General features: G+C 54.6%; 7 protein-coding genes and 1 pseudogene. 4 read left to right on the forward strand and 4 right to left on the reverse strand.

Annotation, left to right across the window (positions count from 1 at the left end; all coding sequences use genetic code 11):
* The first annotated feature begins 347 nt into the window (after nucleotides 1-347).
* The 4 genes from ACX9GT_RS07205 (at nucleotide 348) to pgm (ending at nucleotide 7,088) form a co-directional block, all read left to right on the forward strand.
* Nucleotides 348-764 carry a hypothetical protein gene (locus ACX9GT_RS07205; RefSeq protein ID WP_473190454.1) on the forward strand — a complete coding sequence of 139 codons (417 nt, stop codon included), beginning with the start codon at nucleotides 348-350 and terminating at the stop codon, nucleotides 762-764.
* Between the two features lie 310 nt (nucleotides 765-1,074).
* A complete protein-coding gene (locus ACX9GT_RS07210; RefSeq protein WP_473190455.1) occupies nucleotides 1,075-4,419 on the forward strand; it encodes an autotransporter outer membrane beta-barrel domain-containing protein in 3,345 nt (1,114 codons plus the stop codon).
* A gap of 412 nt (nucleotides 4,420-4,831) precedes the next feature.
* Entirely contained in the window at nucleotides 4,832-5,368 is a 537-nt protein-coding gene (gene seqA, locus ACX9GT_RS07215; RefSeq protein ID WP_473190456.1) for a replication initiation negative regulator SeqA, read from the forward strand.
* Between the two features lie 76 nt (nucleotides 5,369-5,444).
* Nucleotides 5,445-7,088, forward strand: a complete 1,644-nt coding sequence (gene pgm / locus ACX9GT_RS07220; protein WP_473190457.1) for a phosphoglucomutase (alpha-D-glucose-1,6-bisphosphate-dependent) — start codon at nucleotides 5,445-5,447, stop codon at nucleotides 7,086-7,088.
* A gap of 88 nt (nucleotides 7,089-7,176) precedes the next feature.
* Here pgm and ACX9GT_RS07225 read toward each other — a convergent pair.
* The 4 genes and pseudogenes from ACX9GT_RS07225 to kdpC all read right to left on the reverse strand — a co-directional run bounded on the left by ACX9GT_RS07225 (nucleotide 7,177) and on the right by kdpC (nucleotide 12,761).
* Nucleotides 7,177-8,652 (reverse strand): annotated as a pseudogene (locus tag ACX9GT_RS07225) (IS1182 family transposase).
* Nucleotides 8,653-8,769: 117 nt separating this feature from the next.
* The gene (kdpE, locus tag ACX9GT_RS07230; protein ID WP_473190458.1) at nucleotides 8,770-9,459 is read right to left on the reverse strand and encodes a two-component system response regulator KdpE; all 690 of its coding nucleotides are present in this window, start codon (nucleotides 9,457-9,459) and stop codon (nucleotides 8,770-8,772) included.
* Nucleotides 9,460-9,469: 10 nt separating this feature from the next.
* Nucleotides 9,470-12,163, reverse strand: a complete 2,694-nt coding sequence (gene kdpD, locus ACX9GT_RS07235) for a two-component system sensor histidine kinase KdpD (protein ID WP_473190459.1) — start codon at nucleotides 12,161-12,163, stop codon at nucleotides 9,470-9,472.
* Between the two features lie 28 nt (nucleotides 12,164-12,191).
* Nucleotides 12,192-12,761, reverse strand: a complete 570-nt coding sequence (kdpC, locus tag ACX9GT_RS07240; protein WP_473190460.1) for a potassium-transporting ATPase subunit KdpC — start codon at nucleotides 12,759-12,761, stop codon at nucleotides 12,192-12,194.
* Nucleotides 12,762-12,779 lie beyond the last annotated feature (18 nt).

Consider the following 12,779-nt stretch of genomic DNA (forward strand, 5'->3'; position numbering starts at 1 on the left):
GCAACACATAGGCTTATGCTGAATCATACCTAGATTAACGATACTCTCGAACCCTACCTCGGTAGGGTTGTGGCCTTTGCCTTATGTACATATCATTTCAATGCATTAGCAAGAGCCTGCTGTAATAAGCAAGTATTGGGTAATGTTCTTATGGCTTGCCAATTATTCGCTAATACTATTGACATAAAAAGGCTTCGGGTAACTGTACCATTCCGTTGGTATTATTGCTCAATGTATTTTTCTTATACATTGAATTGCTCTTACTGATTTACAGTTATTAATGCAAAAAAACAGCTGATGACTCCGGTTATTAGCATTAATAAGTAGTTAATCAACTGGATTGAAATATGCGCAAGTATTTATGGGGTGTGATGGTGGTTTTGCTTCTTGCTGGATGCAGTTCCATGGGGGAAGATAAATTCAGTGCATCGTATGTGAAGGCACATGTTATACCTAAACAGACAACCAAGGCGCAAGTACAGGCAATTTACGGTGTGCCGGATGAGCAGAACGTTCATTCTAGTGGTAATATGTCATGGGAATATGAAGTGAGAGGTAATCTGAGCACTGCCTCTTCCATTGTCGGTTATATTCCTGGGGCAAATGCAGTCTCCAATGCTCTTGGCATGGCTAACACGGCATCGAATGCTTCGGACAGTGCCACCAAGGCATCTGCTAAAATGTCAGGAAATACGGAATACCATGCGAATCGTCTTTATATTAGCTTCGATAGCACCGGTGTGGTTGATAGTTGGTTTATGTAGTTCAGGAAATTACTCTCTATTTAGAGTGTCAGGTATTAAAAGGGAGCGGAGTTCGTGATTGATTAATAGGCGAAAGATTGCTTATTGTTGACACCACTCGATGAGTGATGTGCGGGTGTATGAAAACGAACTCTGCTCTTTATATAATATACTCAGGTGATAGTGACGTGCAGGCGTATAAGTTACCTAGACGGTAACGTAATTGAGTAAAGGCTTCCTTATCGGGAGCTTTTGTATTTCTACAGCTGTGAAAATAATTCATCTAATAACATCTGAACGCTTATTAAACTCATTGGAGGAGTTGCTCTGTATGAATAAAGTTTATCGCCTCGTGCGCCATCGCCGCACTGGTTCTCTGGTCCCCGTTTCTGAACTGTCCCGCAATGGTGGCAAATCATCTCAAAATCGCAAAGTCGGTATTGCTCCCAGTCTGTTTCTGGCCATGGCCATGGCCGGTATGGTCGGTTCAGCAGTCGACGCCAGCGCTGCTGAAATCGTGATCGATGGCGGTACGGAAGAGACCGTGCCGGGTACCAAGCCAGACGGTTGGAAAACAGGTAACCGAGTAGATCTGGTTATTGGAGACACCAGTTCAGGCAAGCTAACCATCAGCGAGGGGGCCAGGGCAACCACGGTCGGTGCTGGCTATCTGGGCAGAGAAGTTGGCTCCGTGGGAGAGGCGTCAATTTCGGGGGCAAACTCTTGGTGGAAACTTTACAACTATGACCCCCTTTATGGACAGGATCTGAAAGTCGGTGTTGGTGGTGAGGGTAAGGTTTCCGTACTGGATGCCGGAACGCTGGAAGTTTCATTTATTGAACTGGGCGTAAAGGAAGGTTCCAAAGGCACTCTGAAGATATCGGGGGTTGGCTCGCAGCTCTTGGGCCATCAGGTGATAGTTGGCAATCAAGGGAGCGGTGAATTCAACATTGCTGACGGCGGTAAATTCCTGCTGGATACCTTCGATAAGGTGATCGTTGGTTACGGTGCCACTGGGCAGGGGACCATCAACGTCGACGGTGCGGGGAGTGAGCTTTATTACAATAAGTTCGGCTCTTCAAACATGTATGTGGGCTACGCCGGTAAGGGCGTGATGAATGTGACCAATGGTGCGAAGGCGGGGGCGCTGGAACTCAGCCTGGGTTCCATCGCCGGTGCCTACGGTGAACTGAATCTTTCGGGCGCGGGATCGGTCGTGACCTCTGCTGGTGGCACCATCGTCAGGGTGGGGGAGAAAGGGGAAGGAAAGGTCAGCATTACCGACGGCGCTCTGCTCAATGGCGGCACCTATAGCAGCTATCTGGGTGATGGCATTGGCGGCAAAGGAACTGCGCTGGTTTCTGGGACGGGTTCAACTTGGAAGGCCTCACAGTTAACGGTTGGTAATAATGGTGAAGGGCAAATGCAGGTCATCGATGGCGGCCGCATTGAGGCGTCAGGTATGACCATCGCTTCGCGCGTTAAAAGCCAGGGCAGCGTTGTTATCAGCGGTGCAGCCTCTTCGATGAAGGTTGTTGGGCTTGATGTCGGTGTGGATGGCGTTGGTAGCCTGACGGTCGCCAATGGTGCGCAGGTGACGAGCACAGGGGCGGATAAATACAGCGGCATTACCATCGGTGAACGCGTGTTCTACTCGGGAACCTCGCCTGCCAGCGGTAGCATTCTGGTCAAGGATCAAGGAACGCTACTATCGGCCGGATATATCAATATTGGCGGAACCAACGGCGACGGCACCTTGACCATCGCTGACGGCGGCGTGGTGAAGGTCAACAGCACTGGCGAAGTGCGCGTAGGGGATAGTCCCATATCCGGCGGCGGTTCGCTTAAACAGGCGGTGCTCAACATTGGTACGGGTGGCAAAGCCGGCATCCTCGAGACCTCCAGTGTTTTTCTTCACAGCCGCGGTATTTTGAATTTCAATTACACGGATAATCAGGATTTTTCCCCCAAGCTAAGCGGCATGGGCACCATCAATCATCTGGGCAGCGGGATTACACGCCTGATGTCCAAAGATAATATTCTCGGTGGTCAAGTGAACGTTGTGGCTGGCACTCTACAGGCGGGTGTGGCAAATGGTTTTGGTGCTAACCTTTTTAGCCCCGCCGTTTTTAACGTTGCCAAGGCAGGAACGCTGGATCTGGCGGGTTTCAGTGCTTACTTCAGCGGATTGAGTAATGCTGGCGTTGTCAATCTGGGCGGCAACGGTAACGCTGGTATGACACTGACTTTGTCTAACGCCACTTTCTTTGGTGGTGGCGACGGCAGCTACAAAGGCGAAGGTGGCACGCTGAAGTTGAATACGGTACTGGGTGGCGATGACTCAGTCACCGATGGCCTGGTGATCACCGGCGGCAGCAGCGGTCAATCTTGGTTGCAGGTCAATAACGTCGGGGGCCAGGGCGCGAGTACCGTTGAAGGTATTGAGGTTATCAGCGTGGCTAAAGAGTCCAACGGCGTATTTAACCTGCAAAAACCTGTTGTTGCTGGCGCATACGAGTATCTGTTGCATAAGGGAGGAAAACAGGAGCCTGCCAACGGTAACTGGTACTTGCGTTCTGAGGCCGTGAGCACGCCACAACCGCCTAACCCCTTGGTTCCTCAGCCTGAAACACCCATACCAGAAACGCCAGATCCTTTGGTGCCTCAACCTGAAACTCCTGCGCTTGGAGCTACAGATCCCTTGATCCCACAGCCAGGAAACTCGCCTTCTTTGCTACGCGTTGATGCGGCAGCCTACCTGAATAACCAGAATGCGGCGGTGCATATGTTCGATCATACTCGCTCCGATCGCATGGGCGAGCCTGGATTGGGTGCCGTAGGCAAGGAGGGCAATGGGGCGGTCTGGCTACGTGCACATCGCAATAACCTGGATGCTGGCGTGGTTGGCGAGCAGTTGTCGGTTGAGACGGATCTTGACGTGATGCAGATCGGCGGAGAGTTGCAGCATACTCTTGGTGAAAGCCGGTTGCACACGGGGATAATGCTGGGTTATGGCAGCGCCGATACTCAAGCGAGTTCCGATCTGAGCGATCGTAATGCCAAAGGTAAGGTCACGGGAACCAGCTTTGGTGTTTACGGGAGTTGGTACCAGCATGCCTCTTCGCCAGTCGGGCTTTATTTGGACAGTTGGCTGCAATATGGCCGCTACGACAACGAAGTCCAAGGCAGCGGGCTGGCCCGCGAAGAGTATAAATCCAATACCTGGAGCGGATCGTTGGAGCTGGGCTATGCACTGCCACTGTATGAAGGCATTAGCCGCGGCCTGTATCTGGAACCACAGGGCCAGATGATTTTTACCCGCTATAGTGGCGATGCTCATACTGAAGAGAATGGCACCCGGATCGCGGAACAGCGCAAAAATCAGACTACTACCCGTCTTGGTGTACGGTTGTTCAGTAATGCATTGGATCCTAAAGCAAATCAGATCCAACCGTTCCTGCAACTGAATTGGTGGTCAGGTGGCAACGACGCGACGGTTGAGATGAACGAAACTAAAGTTCGCCATAAGCTGGCTGACAATGTGTATGAAGCTAAAGCTGGCGTTCAGGTTGTGCTGGGCAAAGGTTGGAGCGCTTCTGGCAATATCGGGGTCCAACGGGGCAGTAATGATTTTAAGGACGTTAATGGTCAATTAGGGTTGAGATACAGCTTCTGATCAATGACCGCCCTGGCACGCCTAGGGCTATGATGGGGCACATTCTGTGCCCCATCTTTCTGACCACCTAGAATTGTTCAAGTTTGCTCCCTCTTCGTCTGCTACCGCCCTAACCTGATAACGGGCTTTATCAGCAGCCTGACAAAGCTCGATTTGCCACCGCATCACCAAGGCACGCTCTGAAAGCCTCCTTTGTTTAATAGCTGCTGGATATCAAGCCAGAAAAACTGGTGGTGACAACCCAATGTCACTGCGGGGGAAGTTGGCTGGCCCTCTAGAGTCTGTTAATCTACGCCAAAGCAGTGAAATATCGTAAAACCAGATGGTTGGAAAAATGTAGGTCAACATTGAGACTTTCTTTAATGACCGTCAAACATTATAAAAATCAATTGAATTATTGTTTTGGATAAAGATGAAAACTATAGAAGTCGACGAAGAACTTTACCGTTATATTGCCAGCCACACGCAGCATATTGGTGAAAGTGCGTCCGATATTTTACGGCGTATGTTGAAGTTTACCGCTGGGCAGCCGGTGCGCATTGCGCCAGTCGCCGCAGGCATCAAGGCTACGGAGCCTGCCGTTGCGGTACCACCTTCGCGCGATCGCGTGCGTGCCGTACGCGAACTGTTGTTGTCAGATGAATACGCCGAACAGAGCAGAGCTGTAAATCGTTTTATGCTGGTACTTTCCACACTGTATACGATTGATGCAGTGGGTTTTACCGCGGCGACCGATGCATTGCATGGCCGTACCCGTACTTATTTTGCCGGCGATCAGCAAACCTTGCTGGCAAATGGAACGCATACTAAACCGAAACACGTTCCGGGCACGCCTTACTGGGTAATTACCAATACCAATACCGGCCGCAAACGCAGCATGATCGAACACATCATGCAGGCTATGCAGTTCCCGGCGGAACTGATCGAGAAAGTTTGCGGAACTGTCTAATTTAGCAAACAGCCCGTCACGGTGGCCGTCAGCGACACATTGCCCGGCTGCGGTACTGGCATTAGGGAGAGAGTCGATGGCGAATGACCCACGTGCCGGGCAACCTGCTCAGCAAAGTGATTTGATCAACGTAGCCCAACTGACATCACAGTACTACGTGTTGCAACCGGAAGCGGGTAATGCCGCTCATGCGGTAAAATTTGGCACCTCAGGCCATCGCGGCAGTGCGTTGCGCCAAAGCTTCAATGAAGCCCACATTCTGGCCATCGCTCAGGCGATTGCTGAAGTACGTCGTCAGCAGGGCACTACTGGCCCTTGCTATGTGGGTAAAGATACCCATGCCCTGTCTGAACCGGCCTTCATTTCCGTGCTGGAAGTGCTGACGGCCAACGGTGTGGACGTGGTTATTCAGGAAAACAACGGCTTTACCCCAACGCCTGCGGTTTCACACGCGATCCTGTGCTACAACCGTAAGGGCGGCGCGCATGCCGATGGCATCGTCATCACCCCGTCGCACAATCCGCCAGAAGACGGTGGCATCAAATATAATCCACCTAACGGCGGCCCGGCCGACACTAACCTGACTTCGGTAATCGAAAAGCGTGCTAACGAACTGCTGGAGATTAAGCTACAGGGTGTTCAGCGCCAAACGCTGGCGCAAGCCTGGAACAGCGGTCATTTGCATGCGCAGGATCTGGTGCAGCCGTATGTAGAAGGGCTGGTTGAAGTGGTGGATATGCCAGCCATTCAGCGCGCTGGTCTGAAACTGGGTGTTGATCCGCTTGGCGGTTCCGGCATTGCCTACTGGCAGCGCATTGCCGAGCATTACAAGCTGGATCTGACGCTGGTGAATGATTCCATCGATCAGACCTTCCGCTTTATGCACCTCGATCACGACGGCATTATCCGCATGGATTGCTCGTCCGAGTCGGCCATGGCAGGCCTGCTGGCGCTGCGTGACAAGTTTGATCTGGCGTTTGCCAACGATCCTGACTACGACCGCCACGGTATCGTCACGCCAAAAGGCCTGATGAACCCGAACCACTATCTGGCCGTCGCGATTAATTACCTGTTCCAGCATCGTCCACGCTGGGGCGCTGACGTTGCCGTCGGTAAAACGCTGGTTTCCAGCGCGATGATTGACCGCGTGGTGGCCGATCTGGGCCGTAAGCTGGTGGAAGTACCGGTCGGTTTCAAATGGTTTGTTGATGGCTTGTTCGACGGCAGCTTCGGTTTTGGCGGTGAAGAAAGCGCCGGGGCATCGTTCCTGCGTTTCGATGGTACGCCATGGTCCACCGATAAAGACGGCATCATCATGTGCTTGCTGGCGGCAGAAATCACCGCCGTAACCGGTGAGAATCCGCAGCACCACTATGATGGGCTGGCTGAGCGCTTTGGTGCGCCGAGCTATAACCGCTTGCAGGCACCGGCCACTTCGGCGCAGAAAGCGGCGCTGTCCAAGCTGTCACCTGAGATGGTCAAGGCCAGTATGCTGGCTGGCGATCCCATCACTGCGCGCCTCACTGCTGCACCGGGTAACGGCGCTTCGATCGGCGGGCTGAAAGTGATGACCGACAACGGCTGGTTTGCCGCGCGTCCTTCAGGCACTGAAGAAGCGTACAAGATCTATTGCGAAAGCTTCCTGGGTGCTGCGCACCGCGAGAAAATCGAGCATGAAGCGGTTGAGATCGTCAGTGCGGTATTAGCTTCAGCCAAATAATCTCTCCTTTCTACGTTGAGAAAGCGCTGTTTTTACAGCGCTTCAGACTGCTGACTAACCCCACTTTTTCAGGTGGGGTTCTTCTTTTTTAGCGACCGCAGGTCGCGATCGCGATATTTTTCCATAATACCGTCATTAGTGACTTCTGTTCGCACAAGGCTGTTTTCTGGCCTTCCCAAGACGCTTTCCACCACCGGTAAAGACAATAAAGAAGCGCCAGCAGCGCCATCTTTTTCATATTCTGCGCTGTGGCCGCCAGCAGGCACTGCATCTGCACTTTTGACTGTCCACGGAACCGCGCATACCGATGGCCATGGTGCTGTTTCGCATCCGCGAAGCTTCTCTCCACCGTCTCTTTGCGCCGCGCGTAGATTTTCTTGCCCCATTTCGTCAGCCGTAACCTGTTGGCTTCCTCTTTCGCCTCTTCCCACACATGCCGCGTTATCGTTTTCTGCGCCTTGCTGTTCTGCGTACATTGCTGCCTCTGCTCACAGCGCTGGCACACTGCCGGGTCTGAACGGTAATGCCGATAACCGTTACGGTCTGTCGTGCTGTAGACCAGCAACGTGTCTGCCGGGCACACATACACATCACGCTTCTCATCGTACCTGAAGTGCTTTTTCTGGAACTCATTCTGACCTTTGTGCGGCCGCCGATAGCCGGGAACCAGCGCGATACCCATTTCCTGTGTCAGATGGCACACCGCAGCGGTGAAGTAACCCGCGTCCACGCCCACCGCCACCGGCTCCAGACCGAAGCGCTCGACCTGCCGCTCAAGTCGCCCGATAAAGGGCTGGCTGTCATGGACATTGCCCGGTGTTACATGCGTATCCAGGATGATGCCGTGCTTCCCGTCCACCGTGCGGTGGTCCAGATAGAAGAAGCCCTTCGGCTTGTTGTCCCGGTGCATGAAGCCGCTTTCCGGGTCGGTGGTGCTGACTTTGGTGTTCTTAACGGCGACGGCGTTTTCGGGTGTCTTTTCTACGGCGGGCAGCGGCTTTTTTTCGTGCTTCTTCCTGTCAGCCTCTACAGCAGCATCAAGCTGCTCCAGATATTCACTGACGCCCACCGGACGTTCTTCATTCACCGCTCTGCGAGGGTTGGCGTCGGCTTTCAAGTGCGTGCTGTCAGTGTAGAGAACACGCCCGTTAGCCATGCCACGGCTGAGAGCCTGTTCTACGATGTGGTCAAAAATCTGCTGGAAGACGTCGCTGTGGTTGAAGCGGCGGAGGCGGTTCTGGCTCAGGGTCGAGGCGTCAGGGACTTTTTCGGTGAGGGCCATACGCAGGAACCAGCGATAAGCGACATTGACCTGTATTTCCTTGACCAGACGGCGCTCGCTGGGGATACCGAAGAGATAACCCAGCAGCATCATTTTAATCAGGCGAACGGGGTCAATAGCGGGTCAGCCGTTATCGGGACAGTAGAGATGAGCAACGGCGTCGCGGATAAATTCAAAATCAATGGCGGCATCGATTTGGCGAACCAGATGGTCTTCAGGGACCAACTCATCCAGGGTGATGGTTTCAAACTGATATTGCTGGGGAGAGGGTATTTTGAGCATGGCAGTCAGTCCATTTTTTGCACTGACCTTATTAGATCAAAGTCCTGGCCTCACGGCCAGGACTTTGTCATCAATCTGAAGCGCTGTTTTTACAGCGCTTTTTTCATGCATACAGTTTCAGGGCATAAAGCGATAGCCAACGCCGGTTTCAGTCAGTAAATGCTTGGGCCGCGCCGGATCGGCCTCCAGCTTTTGTCGCAGATGGCCCATATAGATACGCAGATAGTGGCTGTGCTCGACGTAATTCGGCCCCCAAACGTGGCTCAACAACTGGCGCTGGGTGATCACCTTGCCGGAATTGGCCAGCAGTTCGGCCAATAAACGGAATTCGATGGGCGTCAGGTGCAGCTCTTCATCGTTGCGCAACACGCGGCGGTTGATCAGATCAACGGTAATTTCAGAAAAGGTCACCAACGGGCTTTCCTGCTGACTACTTGAGTGGCGGCGCAGTGCCACCCGCACGCGAGCCAGCAGTTCGCCAATCCCAAAAGGCTTGCTGAGATAGTCATCGGCCCCGGCATCCAGCGCGGCAATCTTGTCTTCTTCAGCATGGCGGGCAGAAAGCACGATCACCGGAATGGCGCTCCATTGCCGCAGATCGCGGATATAGTTCAGCCCGTCGCCATCCGGCAACCCCAAGTCGAGGATAATCAGATCCGGCTTGCGCGTACCGGCTTCGATCAGCCCACGCTGCAAGGTTTCGCTTTCAAATACCCGCAAGCCTTCGCTTTCCAGCGCAGTACGCACGAAACGACGGATCTCTTTCTCATCTTCAACAATCAGAATGTTGATTGGCGTTGTGGTCACGGTGCCTCATCTATAAGTCAAAGCCTTCACCTTCCAGCTCGGGCGGGGTTTCCAGCGGCAGCATAAAGTGGAAACTGGCACCGCCATTCTCGCCGTTTTCTGCCCAGATGCGGCCGCCGTGGACTTCAATAATGGCACGGCAAATCGCTAAGCCCAAACCGACGCCCGGAATAGCGGACTCTTTATTACCGCGGGAGAACTTATCAAAAATAAGCTGCTTCTGCTCAGCGGGGATACCGGGGCCGTTGTCCCAGACCTCTACTTCCAGCCATTCTGGCAGTAGACGGGCGCGAATGCCGATAACCGCCTCGGCACCAGCGTATTTATTGGCGTTTTCCAACAGGTTGGTGAATACCCGCTCCAACAGGCTGCCATCGCAGTTGATCAGCACCATCTCGGGGGGTAACTCAACCTTGATCTCGTGCAGGGTCAGCAGCGGTTCCAGCATATGCAGCGATGCGCCGACGATCTCTTCTAACGACTGCCACTCTTTGCGCAGGTTAAAACCACCGGACTGAATTCGCGCCATATCCAGCAGGTTGTTCACCAGCCGGGTGGTGCTTAACACCTGTTGGCGGATCTGGCTGGCCTGCGGTGCGTGGCTGGAGCCTTCTGCGGCCAGATCCAGCGTCAGGATTTCCGCCTGGCCGAACAGCACGGTGAGCGGCGTGCGCAGATCGTGCGAGAGGGCAGCCAGCAGTGAGTTACGCAGTTGCTCGCGCTCAATATCCAGCTTTGCCGCTTCGGCACTGCGCGCCAGATGCAGGCGTTCCAATGCGCTGGCGATCAGCACGGCAAAAGTCTGTAGCAAACGCTGTTGCTCTGGCACCATCAGTTGGCGCAGGTTGGTTGGCTCGATCGCCAGCAGACCGAAGGTTTGCTTTGAGGTCTTGAGCGGTAACAACTGATAGGGAACGCCGGGCAGCGTATCGGTACCGGCACCCGCTGGCAGGCCTTTGTCATAGCTCCAGCGGGCGATGGCTTCGTCCACCGACAGCAGGCCGCCTTCTTCCCCCACCATTTGCTGCAAGGAACCGTCTTCTTGTGGCAACAGCAACAGGGTTTTTGCCTGGAAGCTGCTGGAAAGGAAGTGGCGGCTGGTTTTGGCGATATCCTCACTGTTCAGCGCCTGGCTAAGTCCGCGGGACATTTCATACAGATGCCGAGCCCGCTGTTCCCGGTAACGAGCTACCCGCGCCTGGTAGCGTACACCGGCGGTCAGGTTACCGATGGTGATGCCGACGGTCAGCATCACGGCAAACGTCAGCAGATATTGCACATCGCTGACGGCAAACGACCACTCCGGTTGCACGAAGAACAGATCGAAACTGGCGACGTTAATCACCGCTGCAAACACCGATGGCCAACGGCCAAAGAACAGGGCAACGATGGCCACGCCCAGCAGATAGACCATCACCAGGTTAGCCGAATCAAAGCCCGGCAATAGCCATTGAGAGAGCAGCGTAATGATGGCGCACAGCGCCACGGCGACGGCGCAACCGCGTAGTTGAAAACGCCATTTCTCGCTAAAGGTACGGCTATCGTGCTCCTTGTTTTGCGGCAAGGGGGCATCGTTTTCCAACGCGACGATCACCAGATCAAGATCCGGGCCGAGATGCCCCAGGCGATCGGCAAAGCTGCTGCGTATTTTCCAACGTTGCTCGCCTCGGCGGCCGATAATGATCTTGCCCAGATTATGTTCGCGGGCATAGCGCAGCACGGCGCGTTCTTCTGAAGGATCGGAAAGGGTGGCGGTTTCTGCCCCGAGTTCCTGCGCCAAGCGTAACGCCCGCAGAATCGCCCGGCGTTGGTTCTCCGGTAAGCGATGTAACTTGGGGGTTTCCACATACACCGCATGCCAGTGGCAACCGAGCCGGGCCGCCAGCCGAGCGGCGATGCGCACCAGCTTTTCGCTGCCGCTGTTATGGCCGACGCATAGCAGGATGCTGTCGCGGGTATGCCAGACTTTTTCTCGCCCTTGGCTGTCGCGAAAAGCCCGCATTTGGTCATCGACGCGATCGGCGGTGCGGCGCAACGCCAGTTCGCGCAGGGCGATCAGGTTACCTTTGCGGAAGAAGTGCTCGATGGCCCGCTCGGCCTGGCCGGGAATATAGACTTTGCCCTCGTTCAGCCGCTGGCGCAGATCGTCCGGCGGCAAGTCCACCAGCACCACTTCGGTAGCCTCATCAAAGACGTGATCGGGCACCGTTTCTCTGACCCGCACGCCGGTCACGCCACCCACGATGTCGTTGAGGCTTTCCAGATGCTGCACGTTAACCGTGGTCAGCACGTCAATCCCGGCATCCAGCAGTTCTTCCACATCCTGCCAGCGTTTCGGGTGGCGCGAACCGTAAGCATTGCTGTGCGCCAGTTCATCCATCAGGATCAGGGCCGGGTGGCGCGCCAGCGCCGTATCGAGATCGAACTCATGCAGCAAGCGCCCGCGGTGCTGAATGCGCTTTTGTGGCAGGTTCGACAGCCCTTCCAGCAACGCGGCGGTTTCGCTGCGGCCGTGGGTTTCCACTACCCCAATCAGCACATCAAGCCCCTGGGCGCGTTGGCGCTGTGCCTCTTGCAGCATCGCATAGGTTTTGCCCACCCCGGCGCAGGCACCGAAGAACACCTTCAGCTTGCCGCGCGGCTTTTCATTGGCTAACGCCAGCAGGCTGTCTGGATCGGGGCGTTGCTGTTCTTCATCCACCATTAAGAGTTCCTTTTACCTACGCAAAGGGTTATTGCCGCGCATCCAGCGCCATATTCAGCTTCAGCACGTTGACCACCGATTCTCCCAGAAAATTGGGGGTGGCACGCTCGGTATTTTCCTCAACCAGCTTGGCGACCTGCTCCGTTGGTAACTGGCGGGCACTGGCCACTCGAGCCACCTGATACAGCGCTGCTGCTACAGAAATCTGCGGATCCAGCCCGCTACCGGAAGCGGTCAGCAGATCGACTGGAATTGGTCCTCTCATGGCCGGGTTTGCCTGGCGCAGCTGTTTCACCCGTTCGGCGATGGCTTTATCCAGCGCGGGATTAGTGGTTGCCAGATTGCTGCCACCGGATGCCATGGCATTATAGGCCGAATCGGCCGTGGCAGAAGGGCGGCCCCAGAAATACTCGGGTTTAGAGAAGTTCTGGCCGATCAACGCAGAGCCGACCGCTTGATCCCCTTGATATAACAGTGAGCCGTTGGCAGTACGACTGAACATGAGCTGTGACAGCCCGGTGGTCAGCAGCGGGTAGGCGATGCCGGTGATCAGCGTCAGCAGGATCAGCATCACCAGTGAAGGGCGTAAGTAAGACATCATCATTTCCTCATTATC

The sequence above is a fragment of the Serratia sp. YWN4 genome (assembly GCF_055790845.1).